The sequence below is a fragment of the Candidatus Neomarinimicrobiota bacterium genome, from assembly GCA_021734025.1.
Classification (GTDB): domain Bacteria; phylum Fidelibacterota; class JAANXI01; order JAANXI01; family JAANXI01; genus JAANXI01.
Map to the genome: position 1 here is coordinate 21,342 of JAIPJS010000009.1, position 26,458 is coordinate 47,799.

General features: G+C 51.1%; 19 protein-coding genes and 1 pseudogene. 17 read left to right on the forward strand and 3 right to left on the reverse strand.

The window, feature by feature from the left end; all coding sequences use genetic code 11:
* Positions 1 to 7: 7 nt before the first annotated feature.
* The 4 genes from K9N57_10855 (at position 8) to K9N57_10870 (ending at position 4,193) form a co-directional block, all read left to right on the forward strand.
* Positions 8 to 916, forward strand: a complete 909-nt coding sequence (locus K9N57_10855) for an ABC transporter ATP-binding protein (protein MCF7804681.1) — start codon at positions 8 to 10, stop codon at positions 914 to 916.
* Positions 913 to 1,668 (forward strand): ABC transporter ATP-binding protein, encoded by a 756-nt coding sequence (locus K9N57_10860; GenBank protein ID MCF7804682.1) that lies wholly within the window; start codon positions 913 to 915, stop codon positions 1,666 to 1,668. Before K9N57_10855 ends, K9N57_10860 begins: the two co-directional genes overlap by 4 nt.
* The gene (locus tag K9N57_10865) at positions 1,665 to 2,774 is read left to right on the forward strand and encodes an ABC transporter permease (GenBank protein ID MCF7804683.1); all 1,110 of its coding nucleotides are present in this window, start codon (positions 1,665 to 1,667) and stop codon (positions 2,772 to 2,774) included. The genes K9N57_10860 and K9N57_10865 overlap by 4 nt, the downstream gene beginning before the upstream one ends.
* Before the next feature lie 261 nt (positions 2,775 to 3,035).
* Positions 3,036 to 4,193: an ABC transporter permease gene (locus K9N57_10870; GenBank protein ID MCF7804684.1), complete on the forward strand. Its 1,158-nt coding sequence runs from the start codon at positions 3,036 to 3,038 to the stop codon at positions 4,191 to 4,193.
* A gap of 262 nt (positions 4,194 to 4,455) precedes the next feature.
* Here K9N57_10870 and K9N57_10875 read toward each other — a convergent pair whose 3' ends face one another.
* Entirely contained in the window at positions 4,456 to 5,514 is a 1,059-nt protein-coding gene (locus K9N57_10875) for a phosphoribosylaminoimidazolesuccinocarboxamide synthase (protein MCF7804685.1), read from the reverse strand.
* Between the two features lie 411 nt (positions 5,515 to 5,925).
* Here K9N57_10875 and K9N57_10880 point away from each other — a divergent pair, with 411 nt between their 5' ends.
* From K9N57_10880 to K9N57_10910, 7 genes and pseudogenes are all read left to right on the forward strand, one after another.
* Positions 5,926 to 7,206, forward strand: coding sequence for a DUF6175 family protein (locus K9N57_10880; GenBank protein MCF7804686.1), 1,281 nt, complete (start codon positions 5,926 to 5,928; stop codon positions 7,204 to 7,206).
* Positions 7,207 to 7,209: 3 nt separating this feature from the next.
* A complete protein-coding gene (locus K9N57_10885) occupies positions 7,210 to 8,565 on the forward strand; it encodes an LPP20 family lipoprotein (protein MCF7804687.1) in 1,356 nt (451 codons plus the stop codon).
* A gap of 53 nt (positions 8,566 to 8,618) precedes the next feature.
* On the forward strand, positions 8,619 to 10,886 hold the full coding sequence (locus tag K9N57_10890) for a carbohydrate binding family 9 domain-containing protein (GenBank protein MCF7804688.1): 2,268 nt from the start codon (positions 8,619 to 8,621) through the stop codon (positions 10,884 to 10,886).
* Between the two features lie 78 nt (positions 10,887 to 10,964).
* Positions 10,965 to 11,633 (forward strand): nitroreductase family protein, encoded by a 669-nt coding sequence (locus K9N57_10895; GenBank protein MCF7804689.1) that lies wholly within the window; start codon positions 10,965 to 10,967, stop codon positions 11,631 to 11,633.
* A gap of 287 nt (positions 11,634 to 11,920) precedes the next feature.
* Complete coding sequence (locus K9N57_10900; protein MCF7804690.1) at positions 11,921 to 12,370, forward strand: CAP domain-containing protein; 450 nt, start codon at positions 11,921 to 11,923, stop codon at positions 12,368 to 12,370.
* A gap of 421 nt (positions 12,371 to 12,791) precedes the next feature.
* Positions 12,792 to 13,631, forward strand: a pseudogene (locus tag K9N57_10905) (hypothetical protein).
* Positions 13,632 to 13,950: 319 nt separating this feature from the next.
* Positions 13,951 to 15,819, forward strand: coding sequence for a redoxin domain-containing protein (locus K9N57_10910; protein MCF7804691.1), 1,869 nt, complete (start codon positions 13,951 to 13,953; stop codon positions 15,817 to 15,819).
* 1,142 nt (positions 15,820 to 16,961) lie between these two features.
* On the opposite strand, the gene K9N57_10915 is transcribed toward K9N57_10910, so the two are convergent.
* Both K9N57_10915 and K9N57_10920 read right to left on the reverse strand, forming a co-directional pair.
* Positions 16,962 to 18,431 (reverse strand): HAMP domain-containing histidine kinase, encoded by a 1,470-nt coding sequence (locus K9N57_10915; protein MCF7804692.1) that lies wholly within the window; start codon positions 18,429 to 18,431, stop codon positions 16,962 to 16,964.
* Positions 18,431 to 19,153 carry a response regulator transcription factor gene (locus K9N57_10920; protein MCF7804693.1) on the reverse strand — a complete coding sequence of 241 codons (723 nt, stop codon included), beginning with the start codon at positions 19,151 to 19,153 and terminating at the stop codon, positions 18,431 to 18,433. Before K9N57_10920 ends, K9N57_10915 begins: the two co-directional genes overlap by 1 nt.
* 522 nt (positions 19,154 to 19,675) lie before the next feature.
* Here K9N57_10920 and typA point away from each other — a divergent pair.
* The 6 genes from typA (at position 19,676) to argB (ending at position 26,458) form a co-directional block, all read left to right on the forward strand.
* On the forward strand, positions 19,676 to 21,517 hold the full coding sequence (gene typA / locus K9N57_10925) for a translational GTPase TypA (GenBank protein ID MCF7804694.1): 1,842 nt from the start codon (positions 19,676 to 19,678) through the stop codon (positions 21,515 to 21,517).
* Positions 21,518 to 21,549: 32 nt separating this feature from the next.
* Positions 21,550 to 22,533 (forward strand): alpha/beta fold hydrolase, encoded by a 984-nt coding sequence (locus tag K9N57_10930; protein ID MCF7804695.1) that lies wholly within the window; start codon positions 21,550 to 21,552, stop codon positions 22,531 to 22,533.
* Positions 22,534 to 22,839: 306 nt separating this feature from the next.
* Entirely contained in the window at positions 22,840 to 23,538 is a 699-nt protein-coding gene (locus K9N57_10935; GenBank protein MCF7804696.1) for a GNAT family N-acetyltransferase, read from the forward strand.
* Between the two features lie 20 nt (positions 23,539 to 23,558).
* Positions 23,559 to 24,527 (forward strand): N-acetyl-gamma-glutamyl-phosphate reductase, encoded by a 969-nt coding sequence (argC, locus tag K9N57_10940; GenBank protein MCF7804697.1) that lies wholly within the window; start codon positions 23,559 to 23,561, stop codon positions 24,525 to 24,527.
* Position 24,528: 1 nt separating this feature from the next.
* On the forward strand, positions 24,529 to 25,668 hold the full coding sequence (locus K9N57_10945; protein MCF7804698.1) for an aminotransferase class III-fold pyridoxal phosphate-dependent enzyme: 1,140 nt from the start codon (positions 24,529 to 24,531) through the stop codon (positions 25,666 to 25,668).
* Positions 25,661 to 26,458 (forward strand): acetylglutamate kinase, encoded by a 798-nt coding sequence (gene argB / locus K9N57_10950; protein MCF7804699.1) that lies wholly within the window; start codon positions 25,661 to 25,663, stop codon positions 26,456 to 26,458. The genes K9N57_10945 and argB overlap by 8 nt, the downstream gene beginning before the upstream one ends.

The window sequence follows — 26,458 nt, forward strand, 5'->3', positions numbered from 1 at the left end:
TAATTCCGTGGACACTCCCTTCCTGCAAATCGAGAACCTAACTAAGCGCTTCGACGCCCTCACAGCGCTGGATGGCATCGCTGCGGACATCCCGGAGAATTCCATCTTTGGGATTATCGGGCCGGACGGCGCCGGAAAGTCCACATTAATGAAAATCGTTGTCGGACTCATTCAATCCGATTCCGGCTCCCTGCGTTTCAGCGCACGGGACATCAGGAAGCCCGGTGGCATCGGCTATATGCCGCAGGAGTTTTCCCTGTACCCTGATCTGACCGTACACGAAAATCTGATGTTCTTTGCTAACCTCTACAAGATCCGGGGCAACGAACGCAAGGAACGCTACAATCGTCTTCTAGAATTCAGCCGGCTGACGAATTTCACCAATCGTCGCGCGGAGAACCTTTCAGGAGGCATGAAGCAAAAACTGGCGCTGATCAGCGTGCTCATGTATGCTCCGCCGCTGCTTATCCTGGACGAACCCACTACCGGCGTCGATCCCATGGCGCGCGCCGAACTCTGGGAGATGCTGCAAACGTTGAAGTCAGAAGGCCGCACTATCCTGGTCAGTACGTCGTATATGGAGGAAGCTGTCCAGTGTGATGAAGTGATTTTTCTCTCCCATGGGAAGGTATTGGCAAACAATTCTCCGGGTGGATTGAAGGCTAATTATGCCCAGGCGCTTTTTGAAGTCCGCACCCAAAAGATCATGACCATACTCCCTACAATGGAACAAACGGACTGGATTCACATGATCTATCCCAAGGGCGATCGGATTCATCTGAGCGTACAGGAATCCGATATCAGTGAGTCCGAAATGCAATCCAGGCTGGATGACATTATTGATCGAGAATTTTCCGTAAGCAGAATCAGCCCAGGGATGGAAGACGTCTACGCGGCGCTGGAGGGACAATCATGACAGATCAATTCGCCGTGGATGTCCGGAACCTCACCAAAACCTTCGGTAAATTTACCGCCGTGGATCACATCGATTTTTCGGTGGAGGAGGGCGAAATTTTCGGATTCCTCGGCGCAAACGGCGCCGGCAAGACCACAACGATCCGTATGCTCACCGGTATCCTGCTGCCGAACGCCGGTGAAGGTCAGGTTTCCGGGTTTTCCATCATGGGCGAAACCGAGCAAATCAAACAGAACATCGGCTACATGTCCCAAAAGTTTTCCCTTTACACCGATCTGACCGTCCGGGAAAACTTGGAATTTTTCGGCGGCACCTACGGACTGTCAAATTCCGAACTGGCGGAGCGCATCGGTTTCGTCACGGAACTCTACAGCATCGGAAATATTCTGGATCAGATTACCGGCTCCATTCCGCTGGGATGGAAGCAGCGAGTCGGTCTGGCCAGCGCCACCATCCATGATCCGCGTATTCTGTTCCTGGACGAGCCGACTTCCGGAGTTGATCCGACCGCCCGCCGGCACTTCTGGCGCACCATCTACCAACTGGCTTCCAGAGAAGATGCCTCCACGGTCTTCGTCACGACGCATTACCTGGAAGAGGCGGAATACTGCGACCGGGTGGCCATCATGCACCAGGGACAAATCCTGGCGCTGGATACGCCGCGTAACCTAAAGGAAGAATACAACCTCTCAAACATGGAAGACGTCTTCGTGCGCATCATTAAAGAACGTGAGGAGGAACTGGCCAGGTGATCTCCGGGACATTTACTATCGCGAAAAAGGAGTTCATCCACATTATCCGGGATCCCCGGTCGCTCATCCTCATCATGGTGCTGCCGCTCCTGATGATGGTGCTCTATGGCTACGCCATCAACATGGATGTAAAAAACGTGAAGCTCGGCGTATTGGATAACGATCATTCCTGGGCTTCCAGAGAAGTGATACGCGGATTCGGCGGAACCGATTTCTTTGAGATTTTCGGCTATTACGATTCCAGAAATGCCATTCGCCAGGCCGTCGAGAGCGGCGCTATTAAGGGTGTTCTGGTGTTTCCGGCTGGTTTCACCGAAAGCGTGGGACGCGGCGTATCACCGGAGATGCAGGTTATCATCGACGGTTCGGATGCGAACACGGGCAAAATCATCCAAACCGGTGTCAGCGTAATTCTTTCCAATGTGATCCTGGGAAGCACATCGGCGAAACCGTTTTTCACCATGGAAACCCGGGTCTGGTACAATCCGGAACTGGAGGGAGTGAATTTTATCGTCCCGGGACTGGTTGCGGTGTTTTTGATGATGATCGCGACCATTCTTACGTCTATCACGATTGCCCGGGAAAAAGAGACCGGCACCATGATTCAGCTGCGGCTATCCCCGGCAAGCGCTTCCCAAATTATCATTGGAAAGGTGCTGCCGTACACCGTGCTGGCATTTATCGTCGGCACCCTGATGCTCACGTTCGCTTTACTTTATTACGGCGTCCCATTCCACGGTTCTCCGCTATTGCTGGCGGGACTCAGCGTGGCGTATCTGCTGGCGTCCCTGTCCATCGGATTACTCGTTTCCACCGTGGCCGAAAGCCAGCAGATTGCCATGGCCGGCGGGATGCTTGGCACTATGCTTCCCTCCATCCTGCTCTCCGGGTTCATCTTTCCGCTGCGGAGTATGCCGGTGGCGCTCCAGTGGATTTCCACGGTGATTCCTGCCAAGTATTTCCTGGAGATCCTCCGTGGGATCATGCTGAAAGGCAATTCAATGATTTATCTCTGGCCGCCGCTCTGGTCTTTATTGATTTTCACGGCGATCGTCATGGTCATCAGCATCGCCCGGTTTCGGCGGCAGTTCAAAATCGCAGGATGATCTGAGATAATGAAAAAAACAGAAAATTAGTTGCGGCGAGAACAAAATAATAAATCCGCCCGATGGAAGCCGGTGTTTTTTGCAGAATTTACCATGGCTAGCCCCGGCCTTTAGGCCGGGGTTCGACGACTCATTAAAATTCCGGGGCTTCAGCCCCGGGCACAGGGTTAAAACCCTGCATAAATGGAAGGGATAATCGATCCCCCACGCTAAAGCACGGGGCTATTGGGGCTATTCATTCGACCCAGGACAGACCTGATTATGCCACAGAAGAAAACATCACGACGCGCACGACTCCTCCCGCTAATCAAGAAGGAGTTTATCCAGATTTTCCGAACCAAGCCGATGCTGGCGTTTATCTTTGTGATGCCGATCGTGCAAACGCTGGTGATGGGATACGCCGTGACCACGGAAGTCACGCGCGTGCCGATGGTCATCTGCGATCAGGAGCGGTCGCAGCAGTCGCGGCAGCTCATCCGGAGTATACGGCAGACGGAATACTTTGACCTCGTCGGAATAACATCCGAGTATACCGAAATAGAACGGTACATGGACAGCGGTGAGGCGGCCTCCGCTCTGGTCATTCCGCCGGATTTCACCCGCCAGATGCGGAAAAATAAAGTCCCGGTCCTCCAGGCGATTATGGACGGGAGTAACAGCAACACCGCCCAGATAGCCATCGGCTACCTCCAGGGGCTTATGGGAAAATACGGCGAACAGCTGCGGGTTTGGTATCCCAATGACATCATGTATTACGCCGGATTGAATCCTCCAATCCGGATAGCAGCCAATATGCGTGTCTGGTACAATCCGAACTTCGAGAACACCTATTTTATGGTACCGGGAATTATCGGGTTGATTCTGGCCTTTTCCACGCTGATCCTCACTGCCGTCTCCATCGTCCGGGAACGGGAAGTGGGTACGCTGGAGCAGCTCATGGTGAGTCCGCTCAAATCATGGCAGATTATGCTCGGAAAAATTACGCCGTTCGCCCTGTTGGGTTTCGTGGAAATCAGCATCGTGATGGTGGCCGGGAAATACTATTTCATGATCCCGATGCGTGGGAGTTTTCCACTCCTCTTTTTCGTGAGTTTCCTCATGCTGCTGACGACTTTGGGACTTGGACTTTTCGTCTCCTCGATCACAAAAACCCAGCAACAATCCATGTTCGTGGCGTGGTTCTTCCTGATCTTCATCATCCTGATGTCGGGATTTTTCTTCCCGGTGGATAATATGCCACTTTGGCTTCGGCGGCTTTCGCTGCTGGATCCGCTCCGGTACTATATTGCATGTCTCCGTGGGATTTTCCTCAAAGGCGCAGGTTTCCAGGCGTTATTGCCGCAGATTGGTGCGCTGGCAGGCTATGGTGTACTGATCATTACTTTTGCGAGTTTACGGTTCCAGAAACGGATTAGTTAACTGTAAAGATTAATAGCACGCAGATGACGCAGAAACAACGGATCCACACAAATTAACCACAAAATTGTAGCCGCAAAGAATCGCGAAGTGACACGAATTACAACAACGAAAACCAATTAAGGGGTCTACTTTAAAAGGTACTTGCCAATGTAAGTGTAAATTATTTCTGTTTTTTCTTTGCGTTTATTCGCGTCTCTTTGCGGCAATCGTGTTTTTATTTTATTAATCTGCGGTAATCTGTAGTTTCTGCGTCATCTGCGTGCTATTTGGTAAGCTGTTCCTTTTGCTTTTTCAGTTCCGGAATCAAATCTTTGAGCGGCGGGACATCGGTGAACGTATCGTGTCCGAGATACAGATTCGCGCCGGCTTTGTAGATCTGACTGACCAGCGTAATGAGTTCATCCGGTAAGGGCTCTGGTTCCTTTGCGCAGTAACTCTTCCAGTTGGAATCGTCGTTGGCTGCAGCCTCTTTCTTCGCCTGATCCACCGCTTCCACCCATTCCGGCTGATAGGCTTTGTAGGCCTGTCGCAGGGTTTCCTTGCTCACCTGTTCGCCATCGTACAGAAAGCGGTTTTCATCGAAGGTGCCCAAAACGTCCACCAGCTGAACGCGACCGTGATTGTACATGGTTTCGATCTTACCGTCGTAGTGCTGGAGACCGACCTGTTCGGCGCGCTCCGTTATAAAATCATTCACCAGGCGAGCAAGCCGCGTCAGTTCACCGAAGGCCGGATCTTCCAGGCCGGACATCCGCTGCGCTTGCTTTTCGGTAACCGGACGATCGGTACTCTCGAGCTTCGTGGTGAAATCGTACACGGGTTCCGGAAAAAAATCGCCGGGCTGCGGTTCCTCGTCCAGGTTCAGTGAATCTAGAATTTTCTGAAATTCTTTCTCGTTACCCCGGGCGCGCTCCAATTTTTTAAAAAGCGAGCTACCCTTGGGTGCGCCGTTCCGGTAGATGATCTCCAGCGGTATTAAAAAATGCTGGATCCCTTTTTGGTATTCCGCGTAATTGTTGTCAATGGGAAGCACGCGGGTCAATTTTACGAACATGGTTTCGGATGGCTCAGCCGGGTCGAATCCTGCGCCCTCATCATCTTTGGAATAGAGCGAAATAAAATGAGACGTCACACCCCGCTTCTCCAGTTCCTCAAAATTATACGCGGCCATCATTGCCAGTGACTGCCCTTTCCCGGGGATATGATCCGGCATTTCCCCCCAGTCGAAGACCGAATAGCGGTCGGAAAAAGTGAACTTACCGACACCGAGTTCATCGGCTGTTGGCGCTTCCAGTACCGTCAAATCTTTTACGCTGCCCATTAAAGTCTCCTTGTTGTCTTTAAGATGTTATGTTCGTTATCCATTTTTTTATAATACAACTTTTTTCCTTTTGTAAATATTGCGTATTACGTATTGCGAATAGAGACTCCTGAATAAATTTCACGTAATACGTCGTACGCTCTACTTCCTATTAATCACCTGCGATTATCTTGTCGTTTCCCTGTTCCACCAAAGGTGGACAACGTGCCATCCTTGCTGGTGCTAAATGTAACTAAATTTCATAAAAATCGCATCTGTTATGGAAATCACACTTTTAAGAAAAGTAACAGGCCCCCAGTCATTTCTTCTTGATTAATCTGCCAACTACCGTAATTTAAATACTGTTTGTCGTTGTACATGCTCGGGTTTTCGACATTATATATACCGCCATTCCAAGTAAAGGAGAATTCCATGAAGGGATTTCTTTCAGTCTGCCTCGCTGTCATTTTGCTGCTTCCTATCCTCAGCATTGCCCAGTCAGAGTTACCGGAGTCCAGAGAAGCCACCCTGGTGGAGACGACCTCTCCCACCGAGGTGATGGTCCGGGCAAAGGGTATCGGCCATCATGATCCCGGTGGATTGTTTAAAAGCCCCGATCCCAAGGTAATGAACAGGCGAGCCGAGCGTGATGCCCTGAAATCTGCCGTGTACTTCCTGCTGTTTAACGCCGGTACGCCCATCCTCCAGATGGCTGAGGAGAAACTGGCGTTTCAAAATATCCAGGATAACTTTTTTCAGGAGGATCATCTCCGGAAGTTCATCGCCTGGGAAAGCCCGCAGTACTCCAGCCGGGTCAAGCTGAATGAGACCAGTGTGAAGGTGGAAAAGTCCTACAGAATTAACAAGCAGGCAATCATCGACGAACTGGTACAAAAAGGCATCATTGCCGCCAGAGAAGACCTGGTCTCCAAGGTCGGGAAGCCGTATATCATGGTACTTCCGGAAACCCAGGATGGCGGAAATCCCATGGAAAAGCTCGGTGAGCCGAAGCATAAAAAAGCGGCTGAAGTTATCGAATCGTATCTCACCTCGCGCCAATACGATGTCTTAGTCCCGGAACAGGTGCAGGCGAATAATGCGATGCAGCAGACCGCCACTTTCATGTCCGGCATGGAGGACGATTATTCCTACCAGTTAGCGCTTTCTATCGGCAGCGATATTTATATTACTTATTCTGTGAATGTGGAGAGCCGGAAAGTCGGCAACACCAAAGTGGCCAAAGCCAGCGTGGGTGTGCGGGCGTATGAGACCACCACTGCCCGACTCCTCGGCACGGAGACCGGCTATTCCGAGGAGCGACCCGGCAGTGAAATGGTGCTCATCGAGGAGGCAGTGAATAACGCTGTGGATCAAGCCCTCAACAAGCTCCAGTCGTACTGGAAATCCGATCTTGAACGCGGTGTTCAGTTTAAACTCGTGGTTTCCCTGGGCTCCGGATTTGACGGCGACACCGCCGAAGACATCGCCTGGGGATTCGGAGATATACTGGAAGAGGTGACGAAGGATTACAAGGAAAACGTCATCAGCGCCAAGACGCTGGACTATTTGATCTGGTGCAACCCGGACGAATACAAAAGATCATCTGATGTCTACCGCGCACTGAAGGAACGGTTCCAAAACGAGGCGCTGCCCGGGGGTCTCGACCGAAATGCTATCAACCGAAAACTGCTGCTGTTGACGATTAAGGAGTAAAATATGAAACGGAATATTCTGCCGGCCATACTCCTCATTTTCTCAACTTCTCTGCTTTTAGCTCAGGCTCCGGAGTGGTATATCAATCCGCAAGCCAGTTACCCTGCCGACCAATATATCACCGGTGTAGGTTTGGATGAGTCTCTGGAATCCGCCAAGCAGCAGGCCAAGGCGGAAATCGCCAGCCAGATCCAGACGACGATTCAATCCGAGATCACCGATATCGAGCAGGAAATGACATTCGAGGGGTCTTCTACTGTCCGCAGCGATTTCACTCAAAAGATCAAAGAGATCACCAACGTTTCGATCTCAGGTATCGCCTATCCCCGTACCGAACAAAAAGAGGGAAAATATTACGTCCTCGGGCTGCTGGATAAAACCAGGTACCTCCAGGACATCCGGGCCCAGCTCGAGACCAAAGAGAGCGCACTGGCCGATCTGGATCAATCAATTCAAGATCAACTGCAATCGGGTGGAATTCTAACGGCATTGGAGAACTACGATAAAATGACGACTCAGCTAAACGAATTCCTGGGGCTCCGCAGCATTTATAATTCATTGAGCCGCGCTCCGTACATAGGCGATCTCTCCTTCAGCCTGAACTCGGTCTGGACGGATATTATTACGCTGATTCGCAGCATTAGCATTCAGCCAGTCAGCGGAGAAAACCAAACCGCCAAACCTGGTGAAATGCTCCCTGAACCAATAATCGTCAGGGTCACATACAGTTCCAATGATCGGGACATCCCGGTCTCCGGCCTGGTACTAACATTTGAGAACAGTGACGGCAGCCGAATCGACAAGGTGGAGACCGATGCTTCCGGACAGGCATCCGCCAAAATTATCGCCGTTCCCGGCGAAAGCCCGACTGCGGGACAAGTTGAAGTAACCTTCGCCTCCATGCCGTTCCCGGCACTCAGGAAAAACCTGCGGACCAAATCTCTGGAAATAACCTATGTGATAGACCAACCGGATTACGCGTTCCGAATCCAGGTCACCGGAAATACCGGAGATACCTTCCAAAAATCTCTGCAACAGGCACTGACGGGCATGGGCTACACCATCAAGGCGAATGCACCGGTCACGGTCAAAGCCGAACTTGCCATCCAGAATTCCAGAGAAGTGAAGGGCTTTGCGGGAACGCAGTATATGAAGGAAGCCCAGGCAACCATATCTCTGGTAGCGGTTGGATCCGGAGACATATTGGGGCAGGCGCAGTTCACCGGACGCGGCATGAGCACCAAATCACCGGGGGATGCCGAAACGATGGCCTATGAACGGATTGACCTTACGAAATCCAAACTTGCTCAACTGTTTGCCAACGCCGCAGACAATTTACAGCCAGTATACAAGGAATAATTTCCCGGAGATTTCCCTCATCCTCATCCTACAACTTACCTGGATATTTTGATATGCATCGGTCACCCTGGATAACGACTCTGTTCTGTGTTCTTTTCGGTACGTCGCTGATTTTTGCTATGGAAACCGATTCGACTGAGTTCGAACCAAAATTCAAGCCCACCGTCACAATTGCACCAACTACTTCTTCCATCAAAATTGATGGACAGCTCACGGACGCCGGCTGGAAGGATGCCACCATGGCCACCGGTTTCTCGGAAATCGAGCCCGGCGATAATATTGCTCCCCTCGTCCAGACTGAAGTGCTGATTACCTATGACCATGCGAATCTCTATGTGGCGTTCAGGGCGTACGATGATCCGGAGGATATCCGGGTCACGCTACAGGACAGGGATAATATGTTTTCCGATGATTTTGTTGGGATTTTCCTGGATACCTACGGCACCCAGACCTGGGCATATGAGTTCCATTCCAACCCCCTGGGCATCCAGGGAGATGGCAGGATGACACAAATTCGCGAAGATATGTCCTTCGACGTCGTCTACCACACTGAAGGTATGGTAACGGAAGACGGGTACCAGGTTGAGTTCGCCATACCGTTCCGGAGCTTGCGTTTTCCAGAGAAGAAGAATCCGGTATGGCGGATCACCTTTTTTCGTAATCATCCGCGGGAGAGCCGACACCAATATTCTTTGGCTGCGGTAGATCGGGACAACCCGTGCCTTCTCTGTCAACTGGGGTATCTGCGCGGAATCGAGGGAATTTCTCCCGGAAGGAATCTGGAGCTGCTCCCGGAAGCGATTGTTACCCAGGAGGGATACCTTGATGACAACGAAGACCCGAACTCGCATTTTATCAATAAATCTGTCGATGCCGAAGCTTCGCTGGGATTGAAATATTCTCTCTCTTCCAACAGTACCATCGATGTGACTGTGAATCCGGACTTCAGTCAGGTTGAAGCCGATCCGGCACAGATCGACGTCAATACTACCTTTGCCCTGTTTTATCCTGAGCGTCGCCCCTTCTTCCAGGAAGGGAGTGACTTGTTTGAGAGCTGGATGGATCTGGTCTATACCCGTTCCATCAACGATCCGAGTCTTGCGGCCAAGCTGACCGGCCGGTTCGACCAAACAAGCGTTGCCTGGATCGGTGGCCGGGACGAGCACTCTGCAATTATCCTTCCCTTTGAGGAGCAGAGCAAATATGTAGGCGGGGAGGATCGGATCAGAAGCACATCGAATATTCTGCGGGTGAAACGGACCTTCGCCGAAGAATCACACGTCGGACTCCTGGCCACGGACCGGCGGTTTGACCCGGGAGGCTCGGAGTCTGTAGTAAGCGGAGATTTCAATCATCGATTTTTAAAAAATTACCGGATACAGACCCAGCTGACGATCAGCCAGACGCAGGAGCCGAATGATACCTCCCTGACCAGCGATATCGATGACATTCAGTTTGGGGATAAAAACTATTCCGTGGCGTTTGACGGCGAATCGTTCACCGGCCATGCCATTTACGCCAGTTTCGAACGTCATGCCCGTCTCTGGGATTTCGACTTAAATTATCGCGATTACAGCCCAACATTCCGGGCCGGGAATGGTTTTATTACACAAAACAATCGCCGCTTTATCGGTGGCTGGACTGACTGGGAAAAGTACCTGAATATCGCATGGGTGGATCGTATCGAAGGCGGGTTTAATACGGCATATATTCAAAACTATGATGGGATAGCGAAAGACCAATGGTTTGTTCCGTATTTCAATGCCACCCTCACAAAGCAGACACATTTCAATATTAGCTATGTCATGAGCCGGGAACGCTTCCAGGATATCGTTTTCTCCGGAATCAGGCGTGTCAATATCAATGTCAATTCGAACTTCAGCCAGGCCATGACAGCCGGGTTTTACGTTGGTACAGGGCGGTCTATTGCCAGAAATGAAGAACCGCCAGTACTGGGAAAACAGTTCGATGTCAGTTTCTGGAGCACCATCAAACCGACTCAACATCTGACCATCCAGCCCGAAGTTGACTACTCGCAGATGAAACACCCGGTGACCGACAGCACTTTATATGATGGTTACATCGTAAGGGCGCGATTTAACTATCAGTTTACCCGGGAGTTGTTTCTCCGGCTGTTTGTTCAATACGATGACTTTGACAATAATATCGACTTCGATCCCATGCTGACCTATCGGATTAACGCGTTTTCCGTCATTTATCTGGGTACAACGCATGACTATCATGATTTTGGCACATCGGCTGACTATGTGCGTACCAGTCGCCAGTACTTCCTCAAATTCCGGTATTTGTTTCAATTGTAATCCGCTGTTACTTTTCCCAGGTTGCTGGTTCCTGTCAGCAGACAATCACAATTTTCACTATAACGTGGAGTAGTTGCTATGCCTCCCAACGAATTCAGACCTTATGAGGAATACTCAGAAATCCCGCTCCCGGAGATGCAAAAACGAGCCCGTCGGTTCTACCATCACCTGCGAAAACGCCGGTCCGTCAGAGACTTTTCCGATCGGGACGTTCCCAGAGATATTATTGCACAATGTATCCGGGTAGCGGGGACCGCGCCCAGCGGAGCCAACATGCAGCCGTGGCATTTCGTAGCGGTACAGGATTCAGCGATAAAATCAAAAATCAGGGAAGCCGCCGAAACCGAAGAGCGGGAGTTCTACGAAAACCGCGCCCCGGATGACTGGCTGGAAGCCCTGGAACCCCTCGGCACGGATCCCGAGAAACCATTCCTGAAGGAAGCGCCCTGGCTCATCGCCATCTTTGCTGAAACGTACGGTCTGAACGAGGATAGTTCAAAGCGGAAACATTATTACGTGAAGGAATCAGTTGGAATTGCCACGGGAATACTTATCACGGCAGTGCATAACGCCGGACTTGTCTCGCTTACTCACACCCCGAGTCCCATGGGATTCCTGAATGAAATACTGGACCGGCCGGAAAATGAAAAACCGTTCCTCCTCCTGGTGGTGGGATATCCATCGGAGAGTCTGACGGTTCCGGATATTTCGAAGAAGCAGCTCGATGAGATCCTTACGATTATTTGATTCTTTTCTTACGGAGGCGCCGCCCGGCGGTTGAACAACGTAACCTATCGAACATCTTCGGAATCTCACCGTTAATACATTTTATTTAATTTCAAAATTGAAATGGCTGTAAATATGCTCACCGGGAAATAATGCGACACCCCATTTCACATCGCCGGGATACTTTAATTTTAGTACTCGTCTTACTGTTGTCGGCTATCGGAAGGCCAGGCACTCCGGGACAGTCTGCGGATTTACCGGCAATCGAAAGGAATGAACGGCCCCGTTTTGCAAAGAAGGAACTGGCCATGAGGATTCATGAAATCATCAACCAGCGGCGGGAGGCACAGCACCTTGCGCCCCTGGCTTACGACACGTCACTGGCCGCGCTGGCAGCCGACCACAGTCAGGATATGGGACAGCACAGCTATTTTGGTCATATCAACTTTCGCGGGGAAAATGCCAGCCAGCGCGCCAAAGCCGCCGGACTTACGACTCAAAAGCAGAAAGGCGATCGGGTTATTACCGGAATCGCTGAAAATATCTACCGCATTCCGATGTATTCCTGGGTGGTACGCTGGCGCGGCAACACGTATCACTGGAAAACCGTGGACGAGATCGCCCAATCGGTGGTCAGCGGCTGGATGGCCAGCCCCGGCCACCGGCGGAACCTACTGAGTCCCGACGCCGAGCGGCACGGCCTCGGTATCTACATTGCGGCGGATAATAACATCTATGTGACGCAAGATCTCTGGTAACCTTTCGGGATTTAACCTTCAGCTTTCACCGGTTAGCCTTGAAATCTTATGCCACGGCGTTGAAAAGCATTTTTCTTTCCATACTCGCCTCGCAATGAAATTGTGAGGCTTTCATATCATCCTGATCCGTTGACAGAGGCCTGAGCAATTTGTGCCGCTTTCAACGCAAACACAATAACGCCCGAGAACACCGTAACACTCAAACAATGTGCCTTTACCCTTTTAGAATCCTCCTGTGATAGTTCTGTGATCATTGGTTCCTATACTGTCATCGAACAATTGAAACCACAACCAACAGAACCGAGGAGGTTCCACAATGAAGAAATCCCACACAATCCGAAACTGGCTGGCGTTACCGCTGGTTGCGTTTCTCCTGTTTGCCGTCGGCTGCAGCGACGAATCTATGGGCCCGGAGCCACTTGATCCGGATACGGCGCCACGCGTCAGCGTTGATCGGTTTAGCGAAGACGCCGGCATGTTGATGGTCCGTACCGATGAAAATGGTCTGCCCGGTCCAAACGAACCAATCGATTTCGACTCCGGTCCGCCGTTTATCACCCAGGGAATCGGACCGGACGGTAACGTCGTCAAATACTATAATTTTGACGTGCAATCAACAGATCCCGCGCCAATCTACGCCCTGTTCCGTGAAGGCGAAGATACGCCGGTGGAGGGACAGCTGAATATCGTCAACGTTATCCCCGGCGATGAAGGGTATAACGATTTCTGGCATGTGCATAAAGTTACGGTTCCCAGCGATTACGAGGCGAATACCGTGACCAGCTTCGAAGACATCCAGGATGCCGGATACGAGATGGAAGCCACGAATATGCTCGTGAACTGTCCGATCGTGCCGGATGGCTCTACGGCGTCCTTGCGCGGTGGCAGCGAAAGCAGTGCGCTTCACCGGGGATGGTATAAGGATCAAGTGGTGACCTACTTCACCTTTGAGGAGAAGGCCCTGACTACGACCTCCAATGATATGGTGCCGCTGTCTCCCATCTACGTGACGTTCAACATCAATCCCGGCATGGATGGCGGCGGACCGGCTTCCGGCTTTGTGACTGAAGAAGGTTCCATGCAGACACATAACGTGCCGGCAACCACTCCAACGGACGCGAGCTACTCCCCACTCTGGAGCGTCAATGTCTATAATAACTCGGATTTCGGGAACGTGATGGATCTGATGACCGCTCAGAACGCCGATATCCTGGCGACCGGCGTGGCGACAGTGAACTGCCCCATTGTTTCGGTACAATAAACGCACGGCAACGATCCCGGCCCCGCTTTCCGGGATCGAAAGGGCTCTTCCATGTGGGCGGGTTGGGGATTTCCCGCCCACGGCCCTTTGCCATCTATCCCTGCTCCTCGTCACTTTGAGCCCGTTATCCCGGAAGGGAAATCAATGGAGAAAAGTGCATACATGACATGCCGAGGCAATCCACGACTCTGAAAGACCGATTGCCAAATCCGGAAATTTTCAATAGGATACCACCATGAAACGACTGACGATAATTTTAATGTTGATTTTGCTAGTCGGTAACATCAGCTGTGCCCAGAATACAGGAGATCGCGGCAGGATGAATTCCGAGAACAATACAATTCGTGCGCCCGAATTTCCCGGCGATATGGAATGGCTGAATACCGAGAGATCCCTATCGCTGGAAGAACTCCGAGGCAAAATAGTATTGCTGGACTTTTGGACGTATTGCTGTATCAACTGCATCCACGTGCTGCCCGACCTCAAGAAACTGGAGGAGAAATACGCGGAGGAGTTGGTGGTTATCGGCGTACACTCGGCTAAATTCTTCACCGAGCAGGGGACGGATAACATCCGCCAGGCGATTCTCCGGTACAACATCACGCATCCGGTGGTGAACGATAAAGATTTGCGCATCTGGAACGAATACAACGCCAACGCCTGGCCGACGCTGGTGCTGATTAATCCCGAGGGTTATATCGCCTACCGCCGATCCGGGGAGAACGTATTCGACGCCCTGGACGGACAGATTCAGTTCCTCCTGGATAAATTCGAGGGCGAAATAGATCGGACGCCCATGGACTTTGTCCTTGAACAGGAAAAAATACCGGACACGTTCTTAAAATTCCCCGGAAAGGTCACCGCAGATGCGGAGAATGACCGGCTGTACATCACCGATTCCAATAATAACAGAATTGTCGTTACCGATATGGCGGGGAACTTGTTAAAAACCATCGGCTCAGGAGAAAAAGGCCAATCCGACGGCAGTTTCGAGTCGGCGCAGTTTAACCAGCCACAGGGAACCGTTCTCCTCGAAAATTCTCTCTATATCGCGGATACCGAAAACCATCTCATCCGTAGGGCGGATCTGGAGAGTGAAACCGTGGAAACCATCGCCGGGATTGGCCGACAGGTCTACAATCGCCGGCCGGATGACGTCGCAAAATATACCGGACTCAACTCGCCGTGGGATCTCACAATAGCGGACAGTACTCTCTACATCGCCAAGGCCGGCTCACATCAAATCTGGCGCCTGGATCTGCGCTCCGGTAATATTACCCTGCACGCCGGATCGGGGTACGAAAACATTAAAGACGGACCGCTGACGGAAGCGCAACTAGCGCAGCCCAGCGGGATAACTCACGGTGACGGGAAAATCTACTTCGCAGACAGCGAGGTCTCAGGAATTCGGAGTGCCGATATTGCTCCCCAGGGAAAGGTACGAACCATTATCGGACACGGATTGTTCGAATACGGCGATAAAGACGGCAGCTACCGGCGTGCCAGGTTGCAGCATCCGCTGGGAATCACCTATGTCGACGGCATGCTCTATATCGCCGATACCTATAATAACAAGATTAAGCGCATCGATCCCGACGAGCGCACCAGCGAAACCGTCGCCGGTACCGGTGAACCCGGCATGAAGGACGGAAAAGCCAAATCCGCGACTTTTGATGAGCCCGGCGGCATCGATTACGCCGACGGCAAACTGTACATCGCCGATACCAATAATCATCTGGTGCGGGTATTTGACCTGGAGAGCAAAACGGTGTCCACATTGAAAATCAGTGGCATCCGGGAGATGGCCGGAGCGTCGGAGTTCGATCCGGAGTCCTTCTCTGGCACTGTGCGGGACCCGGTAACGATTGATCTCAATTCGCTGAATCAGATTCGGTTCGATATTTCGTTACCGAAGGGATATAAATTGAATCCCCTGGCCACCAGCCAGGTGCGATTGATTGCCGGGGACGGGTCGATCATCAAAACCGCCGAACTTACCGGGCTGCCGCAATCCCTTCCTCTAAAAGAGTCAATGAAACCGAAGTACGCCGAACTCCTGATCTATTACTGCCGCAAGGATAACGAGGGACTCTGTTTCATCGACAATTCGCTGGTGGAGTTCCGGAATTCCAATGATGGAATGAGTGGTGAAATAACGGTGTCGTACGATTTGATGGTGCAGTCGTAAGTTATTTTTCGCGTATTTCGCTGCCTTGGAATGAGATTCCAAGGCTCTCGACTAATCAGGCAAGTGGATATTTGTATTGCGTATTGCGGCATCGGCCCTGCGAACAAATTTGGGCATCGCTTCGATGAGTGGAGGTAGAAATTCCCGCCAGGACTAAAAATATGCTTTTTGCCGTTTACCGGAAACTCAGCTGTCTGCTCCCGACCGAGAGAGTTCTGAGTTTCTCCCATGGGGATCCCGTTGGGGCTTGATTTTTTCCTCACTTTTGCATCAAGGCAAAAGTGAGATTTAACAATCATTATGAGTCTTTCAGGCTTCGGCAATAGCTTTTATCACTGAAGACAAAAATACGATTAAAATTATAACGCTGGTTGATCAATCTAGCCTGATTAATTCATAAATAAGGTTTCCGAATCATACCAACCGGGTGATGACAATATGCAGAGCACAACCACACGTTTTGTGGGGTATTTTTTCGTTGGGTAGAGACACGCCATGGAGAGTGTGTGAGAATGCTATGTCAATAGATATTTTTTTATGAATGCTCAGGAACAGCCAATCCCCCCAAACGTGTGATAACCCATTGATATTATTGACTGTAGAGACGTGCCATGGCACGTCTCTACTCGGAAAAATATGCGATGATTACTCACAATCTTTCCCTTGTTTTCTTGTTTTCACACAGCCTGCATGGCGTGTCTCTACAAGGGTGTGTAATTTTTACAGTTATCTTCCGTTCTCCTCGCAGCTTATTTCCGGTATATGAATTATTCAATCTAGGAAAAATTGCTTTACGAGATTTTTCCTCCGGGAGAAGTCCCCGGTGGGACGCTCGCTTCGCTCGGTCGGAATGACTATCAATTACTCTATTTCAAAGACTCAGATTCCCAGTTATCCCGAGCGAGTGCAACGAGCCGAGGGATCTCGTAGTTATATTTTTGATGGTTGGGGAATCGGTAAAAATGGTTTTAGATAGCCTTGCCAATTACGTTGACAGTAGACATTAGCGGCTCATTTTTTATCGTTTTATGTAGAGACTCTCCATCGCGCTTTCTCACTATGAAGTTGAGCTGACACTCTAACATAAATGGTGGGGCTATTCATAAAAAATTTGGAAAGGGCTAAGAAGAGAATACTGACAATTACCCGTGATACGGCAACCGAAACTTAAACGTCGTCCCCACCCCGATCTCACTCTCCACCTCGATCGTCCCTTCGTGCAGTTCGATAATCTTCTGGGCGATAGCCAGCCCCAGGCCGGTGCTTTCGGAATGACCGGTACGACTCTTGTCTCCCCGATAAAACCGGTCAAAAATATGAGGCAAATCTTCTGATTCAATCCCCTGCCCGGTATCGGCCACCTGAATTTCCACGGAATCGTCGACCGGCGTTACTACTACTTCCACCCTGCCGTCCTCGGGAGTGTAGTGAATCGCATTGTCGATGAGGTTGGAGAGCGCCCGCTCGATCATGCCGATATCTGCGTACACCAGTTGAATATCCCCCGGAAGATGCGAGGTGAGTTTCACCCCGGAGTCCTCGGCTGACTTTTGGAATTTCATCACCACGTCCTGCACCAATTCGGTGACAGAAAACGGTTCCGGCTCCGGCTCAATCTGCCGGGCATCCAGTTTAGAGAGTTCAAATAGCCCGTGTACCAGATTATTCAGGGATTCGGTATTGTTCAAAATAATTTTGAGGTACGTCAGCTTTTCCTCTTCCGAGAGGGAATCCTCCTTCATCATGATCGTCTCAAGGTACCCCTGCATAGACGCCAGCGGACTCCGCAGGTCATGGGAAACGTTGGCGATGAGTTCCCGGCGGAGTCTGTCCGTCTGCTGGAGCTCTTCCATATTCTCTACAATCGTGTCTGCCATCTGATTAAATGCCTCACCCAATTGACCCACTTCATCGTTGGAATCTACCTTGATGCGCTGATCGTAATCGCCCTCGCGAAACTGCTGGACGGTGGATGTCATTCCCCGGAGCCGGCGCGTCAGAAACGCGAAAAGAATCAGTCCGGCAAGGCCGGAGACCACGAGCGTGATTATCAGTCCACGGATTGACGTCTGCACCACGTAACTGTTCCGGAGCATGGAGGCAGCGCTATCGTATTCTTCACCCCCGATAATTATATAGATGTAGCCAGAGATATCCTGGCCGATTTGAAGTCTGGCTGCTGAAAACGGTTTCTGGCGGTTTTGGTGCCGGGGATCGTCCCCCAGGATGGGGATGTCCCGGTTACTGCCGAGGAATTTTCTGATGGGCGCCAAATCCACGTGATCCTGGACGATCTCCTTCCCCGGTTCGGCATAGAATGAAAGGATCTCGCCGGTATCATCCAGGAGATAGATTTCCACCTTGGGGTTCATCACCATCATGTAGTGAATGCGTTCCCCGATGCGCTGGAAGTCCACGCTGTCCTGCAGCAGCGGACGCAGTTCCACCGCCATATCCGCCGCCAGATTCAGATTCAACTTCTGATCCACCTCGCTGATAAACTGGCGCGAGGCGTGCATGGTGATGAGTATCTGGGAGGTTACGATTACCAGCAGCAGCACTAAAAAAACTGCCGAGAGCTTCCCATAGAATGATTGGAAAAATTTGCGCATCAGTCTAACTCGTCCTTTTCCACGAAACGGTATCCCACGCCCCAGACGGTTTTGATAAATTTCGGATTGGCGGTGTCCTCCTCGATCTTGTTCCGGAGCCGGTTAATGTGGGAATTCACCGTATGCTCATATCCGACGAATGAATATCCCCAGACAATATCCAATAGTTCCTGACGATTATAAGCACGGCCCGGATTCTTTGCGAACAGTGCCAGGAGATCGAACTCCTTTACCGTAAGATCAAGGGTTTCGCCATCTTTGGACACCTTTCGCTTTTCCAGATCGATGGTTAGTTCTTCGAAGGTCAGAACCGGTTCTTTGTCGCCGTTCTCCGGCGGTTGGTCGCTGACGTCTATGCGTCGGAAAATGGCTTTAATCCGCGCGATGAGTTCCCGGATGCTGAACGGTTTGGTGAGGTAATCGTCGGCGCCCAGCTCCAGGCCAAGCACCTTGTCCAGCTCCTCGGATTTGGAGGTGAGCATCAGAATCGGCGTCCGTTCATCTTCAGCGCGGATGCGCTTGCAAACTTCGAAGCCTTCCAGCTTCGGCAGCATCAAATCCAGAATGATGAGATTGTAATTTCCCTCCAGCGCCTTGGCCAGTCCCTCTTCACCATCATAGGAACGCTCCAAATAGTATCCCAGATCCTTGAGATGAATTTCTACCAGATCCGCAATATTCGGATCGTCTTCAATGATGAGAACTGTGTCGGTATTTTCCATTGCTTTAACTGTATTTGTTCAAAGTCTGAGGTAAGATAATTCAAACATACGCAAAAAGAATCACAAAAGGTTAACAAATCCTAACGGCAGTGTTAGAGTGTTCGGGTGTTCAGGTAACTACACCTGCTCTCCGTAACTTTAGCGGAGGAGAATATTACGGTGCCAAAGGATTTCAGGTTCATACACTCATAAAATATTCTTCGTTGTTAGTAGTTTGAGGTGGACCATTTTTATGGAGCAACTCGCTTTCTTTACGTGCAATGGAATTTACAACGATCAACTAACCACAAACTACTAACATCTTTTTTTCCTTTTTCCTTTTTCCCTTCTCCCTTCTGCTTTCCACTCTCGAATCAAACCAAGTAAGATTAAAAAAACAACGCCAACTTGAACACCTGAACACCCGAATACTTGAACACTGGTGTTCCTATACCCATTTTCCACATACTACATGGATTTCGCCGAAATTTATCTTACCTTACCAAGCTATTGGAGAACGCGAAACGAAAGACCGGATAAATTATGAGAAAACAAAATTTTAGAAATATCGCCATTATCGCTCACGTGGACCACGGGAAAACCACCCTGGTGGACGGGATGCTGAAGCAGAGCGGGATCTTCCGGGAGAACCAGGAAGTGGAAGACCGGATCATGGACAACATGGACCTGGAGCGAGAACGCGGCATCACCATTATGGCAAAGAATACCACCGTGCGGTACCATGGCGTTAAAATCAACATCGTCGATACGCCTGGACACGCCGACTTTGGCGGCGAGGTGGAACGGAGTCTGAGTCTGGTGGACGGCGCCCTGCTGCTGGTTGATGCCAGCGAAGGCCCGTTGCCGCAGACCCGATTCGTTGTGAAAAAGGCGCTGGCCAAAGATCTCCCGATGATCCTGGTCATCAACAAAATTGACCGCAAAGATGCCCGGATTCAGGACGTCATCAACGAGGTCTACGATCTGTTTATCGACGTGGATGCCACGGAAGAACAAATCGAGTTTCCGATACTCTACACCAACGCCAAGGCCGGCGTTGCCCATTCAGAGATGGGAGACGATTCCACCGATCTGAAGCCACTGGTCGAAACCATTCTTTCGGAAATTCCCGGACCGGAGGCCAACGATGACGAAGTCCCTCAGTTCCTGGTGACCAATCTGGATTACGATTCCTTCGTGGGACAGGTCGCCATCGGGCGGCTTGAGAACGGAACACTCCACATGGGTAAAACCTATGCGCAATGCGGTGATGATGATCAAATATCCGAGACCAAATTTTCTGCGCTCTATACTTTCGAGGGACTGAAGCGCACCAAGACCGATACGGCGGAATCCGGTGACATTATCGCTGTGGCGGGACTGGAAAACGTCACCATCGGGGACACCATCACTTCTTTGGAAAACCCCAAGCCCCTGCCCAGGATCCACGTGGACGAGCCGACCGTTTCCATGATCTTCTACGTGAATAATGGCCCCCTGTCCGGCAAGGACGGCAAATACCTGACCTCCCGGCAGATCAAAGCCCGGTTGGAGCGTGAAACGCTCCGGAATGTATCCCTCAAGGTGGAAGAATTAGAGCGGGCTGACGGCTTTAAGGTCTCCGGCCGAGGCGAACTCCAGATGGCGATCCTCATCGAATCCATGCGGCGCGAGGGCTACGAATTTATGGTCTCCAAACCGCACGTAATTACGAAAAAGAATGACAACGGTAAACTCCTGGAGCCGGTGGAACAACTCTTCCTGGATGTACCCGAAGATTACGTCGGCGTACTCACCGAAAAAATATCCAGGCGCAAGGGACAGATGACGCACCTGATGAACCACGGCAGCGGCCGGGTGAACATGGAGTTCGATATCCCGTCCCGTGGCTTGATAGGCTTCCGGAGCCAGTTCCTCACTGACACCAAGGGCGCCGGAGTTATGAACACGTTGTTTAAAGGGTACGAACCGTGGTTCGGCGAAATCTCCCAGCGGGAAACCGGCGCGCTGGTGGCCGACCGTCCGGGAAAAGTCACCACCTATGCCAGCCTCGCTATGGAAGACCGCGGCGAACTGTTCGTGGAAGTCGGCACCGAAGTCTACGCCGGTATGGTCATCGGTGAGCGCAATCGGAGCGGTGACCTGGAGGTTAACATCACCAAGGAAAAGAAACTCACCAACATGCGCGCCGCCGGTTCGGATGCCACGGTGAACCTGCAGCCGCCCAGGAAGCTCTCCCTGGACAACGCCATCGAGTTTATTGCGGAAGATGAATTAATCGAGGTGACTCCGGATAACCTCCGGCTCCGGAAGATGGAACTGGACGCCAACAAGCGACACTCCAACCGGAAGAAACAGGAGCAGGCCTCAGTTCCTTCGTCGTAATTCAGGGGTTAAACCGCTCCCTGTACTCATAAATGCCGCTATTCGAATCTTCATATCAACCACCCTATTTATTCCGAAACGGGCATCTGCAAACGGTATTTCCGACCCTGTTTCGCCGGATCTCTGTACCACAATATTCCAGAGAACGAATCCAAACGCCCGATGGTGATTTCCTGGACCTGGACTGGATCCACAACGGGTCATCGGAAGTGGCGCTGCTACTGCACGGGCTCGAAGGTTCTTCGCAGGCGCATTACATCCGGGGAACGGCGGCAGCGCTCTCGGAAAATGATTGGGACATCTGTGCTCTGAATTTTCGCGGATGTAGCGGCGAACCGAACCGGAAATTCCGATCGTATCATAGTGGCGCCACCGAAGATGTGCACACCTGTATCAGTCATATTTTGTCCAAAGATTACGACACAGTGGCGCTGGTGGGATTCAGTCTCGGCGGGAATCTCGCGTTGAAGTACCTTGGAGAGTCCAAATATCAAACAGCCGATCATATCGGCAGCGCAGTTGCGATTTCGGTTCCATGCGATCTGGAGAGTTCAGCGAATAAAATCTCCGCACCACAGAATTACCCCTATGAGAAGCGGTTTCTTCTCCGCCTCAGAAAAAAGATCAAGGCAAAGGCAAAACTCTTTCCTGATAAAATCTACTTCCGGCAATTCCGGAAGATCCGAAAACTCCGGGAATTCGACGACCTGTACACGGCGCCGGCACATGGGTACGAGGACTCGTCTCACTATTACTCGGAAGCCAGCAGTCGCCAGTTTCTGTCCACCATTGCAACGCCTACGCTGATCATCAACGCCGAAGACGACCCGATTCTCTCGGATGAATGTTACCCCAGGGAAGAAGCGGAAAACAATCCGAATCTGTATCTTGAAATTCCCAGGCATGGCGGACACGTGGGATTTATTTCCTTCACCGGGAAGCAGTACTGGCATGAACGCCGTTCGGTTGCATTCTTAAATTCAAGTAAACAAAATCCTGCAAAAGCGGACGGCTAGCCCCTTCTCTGGCAGAAAAGGAAACTTTTTTCGGCGCGCAAATAATATTTGACACCAATACCGAGAATTGTTATTATAGCCTCGTCATGGAAAAGACAACCATCCATATCACTATTTCTCTCGCTGGTCTGACACGACCAGTCCGCACTCCATTGTTGCGACCAGGGTCCCTACGGGCCTAACATCACTTACTTTTTTCTATAAACACATAGCTGTATATCCACCAATCGGGGCGAAGCATTATCTGCTTCGGGATTCCCGGATATGAAATGAAAAATGACAGAGAGAATATATAGGGTATAAATCATGGAAATCGCTGAACAGGAAACAATTCAGGCAACGGATTTTAAAATTCAGGTCGCTGATGACTCCCATTTTCACTACGCGGAAGAGATCAGCAATTTAATTGAAGTCGCCGCCGAAGCCCGCGGTACAGGGATTTCCGAACGACCACCGCAGTATATCCAGAAGAAGATGGCCCAGCATGATGCGATCATTGCGACCTATAACGACGAACTGGCCGGATTCTGCTACATCGAAACCTGGACTCACGGAAAATACGTGGCGAATTCCGGGTTGATCGTCGCCAAGCAATTCCGGGGTCACGGATTAGGTAAAAAGATTAAACAAGCCGTGTTCAATCACTCGCGAAACAAGTATCCCGAGGCAAAGGTGTTCGGTATTACCACGACACCTGCCGTCATGAAAATTAACTCCGACCTGGGCTACCGCCCCGTCAGCTTCGACGAACTCACCAGAGAAGAGGAATTCTGGGACGGGTGTCAGAGTTGCCCCAATTACGACATCCTCACCCGAAACGATCGCCGGAACTGTCTCTGTACAGGCATGCTGTACGATCCCGAAGATGAGAGGAATCAGGAGCGGGAGAAGCAGCGAATGAAAGCACAGAAAAAAAGTGACCTGGGCGGCAGTCAGAAAACCGTCCGATCCATCTTTGATAAATTGCGGAAAAACGGTAACGGCTCCGCGAAAAAGGACAATTAACCGGAACAGGACAACTTTTCATGGTACAGGTTGGTATTATCGGCGGTGCGGGCTATACCGCCGGCGAACTCCTCAGAATTCTGATACATCATCCGGACGCTGAAATTGGATTTGTCCATAGCAGCAGCCAGGGCGGTAAGCCGGTTACCGCCATCCACACCGATCTGCTGGGCGAAACGGAACTCCGATTCAGCACCGATTTCAACGAAGATGTCGACGTTATTTTTCTTTGCATGGGACACGGCCGGTCGAAAGAATTCCTGGAAGAACACGACCTGAACCCAAACCTACGGATTATTGATCTCAGCCAGGATTACCGGGTGGACAGGCATCCCACACGGGAGTTCGTCTATGGCCTGCCGGAGGTCCACAGGGAGCAAATCCGGGAAACAAAAAGTCTTGCAAATCCTGGCTGTTTTGCGACGACAATTCAACTCGGCCTGCTTCCCCTGGCCAGCATCGGGAAAATTTCCAATGAAGTGCAGATCACCGGGATCACCGGTTCCACCGGGGCGGGACAAAAACCGCGCCCCACGACGCACTTTAGCTGGCGGTCGGAAAATGTCTCGGTCTATAAGGCGTTTACCCACCAGCACCTCCGGGAAATAAAGCACACGCTGCGATATCTGCAACCGGATTATTCGCATGATCTGAATTTTGTACCTGTCCGGGGGAATTTTACCCGGGGGATACTTGTTATCTCCCACCTGAAATCTGATCTGAGTCTAAAAGAGGCTCAGGATCTCTATCAATCTTATTACGAATCGCATCCCTTCATACACCTTTCCGATGTTAATCCGAACCTGAAGCAGGTGGTCAACACCAACAAAGGTATCGTCTACCTGGAAAAGCATGATGATAACCTGATGGTGCTCAGCATGATCGATAATTTGCTGAAAGGCGCCAGTGGTCAAGCCGTTCAGAACATGAATCTGATGTTCGGTCTGGATGAAACTGCCGGTCTCCGGCTCAAATCTACCGCATTCTAAGATGGAACCCTTCCAGGTCTACAGTCAGTTTGACGTCGAGCCGGTTCAGGGCGAAGGCTCCTGGTTCCGGGATGCAGACGGAACCCGGTACCTGGATTTTTACGGCGGCCACGCTGTTATCTCCATTGGTCACAACCATCCACATCTGGTCAATCAATTGCAGGAACAGGCAGGAAAATTAGGCTATTACTCCAGTGCGGCGAAAAATTCCTTACAACATCAATTGGCAAAGAGACTCGGCGTGATATCCGGATATGAAGATTATTCCCTCTTCATGTGTAACTCCGGTGCTGAAGCCAATGAAAACGCGCTGAAGCTGGCGTCGTTTCACAACAATCGGACGAAACTCGTTGCGTTCAAAAAAGGCTTTCACGGGCGAACGTCCGGCGCCGTCAGCATCACCGATCATGCGGACATTCAGGCGCCGGTGAACCGGACCGGCGAGGTTGAATTTCTGCCGCTGAACGATTTTAACGCCCTGGAACAACTCTCTCCATCCAAAGATGTCTGTGCCGTCATCCTCGAAGGCATCCAGGGGATCGGCGGCGTCAATATTCCGGACTCCGCATTTCTGCAAAAACTCAAAGACTTCTGCGATCATTCCGGCGCCGTCCTCATCCTGGACGAAATTCAGTCCGGATACGGTCGTTCCGGAAAATTTTTCGCACATCAGTATGCCGGAATCAGGCCGGATCTCATCACCGTCGCCAAGGGGATGGGCAACGGCTTTCCGGTGGGTGGAGTCCTTATCAGCCCGAAGTTCGAAGCCAAAGCCGGAATGCTGGGCACGACGTTCGGAGGAAATCATTTGGCGTGCGCTGCCGGTCTCGCTGTTCTCGACGTACTCGAAGAGGAAAACGCCATCGAAAATGCCCGGACTATCGGCGCGTATCTAACGGACAATATCGCCGGCTCCCATACTGCTATCAGAGAAGTGAGAGGGCTGGGACTCATGATCGGGATCGAGTTTGATTTTGCTGCCGATCCACTCCGGGAAAAACTGCTATATGACCACCACGTTTTCACCGGGTCTTCTTCGGATAAGAACACACTTCGACTGCTCCCTCCCCTGACTGTCTCACAGGATGAAGCAGACCTTTTTCTGGAATCTCTGGCACAGGTGTTACAATCTTATGGATAGAATTATTATCGCAAAGATCGGCGGCAAAGTGCTGAACGATAAGAATCTCCTCGGCGAATTCATGGAACAATTCAGCCGGGTATCCGAACGGAAAATTTTAGTGCATGGCGGCGGCAAAGTGGCCAGCGACATTGCCGAATCCATGGGTGTAGAAGTTAAAATGGTCGACGGCCGGCGGATTACAGACCGGGACACGCTGAATGTGGTAACCATGGTCTACGCCGGTCTGCTCAACAAGCGGGTGGTGGCGCAGCTGCAGGGAATGGGTTGCAATGCCGCTGGCTTCACAGGCGCCGACGCGAACATCATTCTGTCGGAACGCCGGCCGATCAAAGACATCGATTACGGCTACGTCGGCGATGTCGTGAACGTGAATGACAAAACCCTCACGGCCCTCCTCAGCGATGGAATTACCCCGGTAATTGCACCGCTCACCCACGACGGCAAGGGTACCAACCTGAACACCAATGCCGATACCATGGCCTCGGTTGTTGCTCAGGCTATGGCGAAGCATTTTCGCTCCGAATTGATCTACTGTTTTGAGATGCCGGGAGTACTCGAATCTGTCGAAGATAATGACTCAGTCATCCGTCATCTGGATTATCAAAGGTACGAACAACTCAGGACAACGGGCGCAATCGCCAGCGGTATGATCCCCAAACTGGATACCGGTTTCGGTGCCCTCGACAACGGCGTTTCCGATGTCAAAATCTGCCATGCGAATGCACTGGCATCTGTGATAGAAAATGATACGACAATCCGTTACACCGAACTCCAAAGACAGGTATAA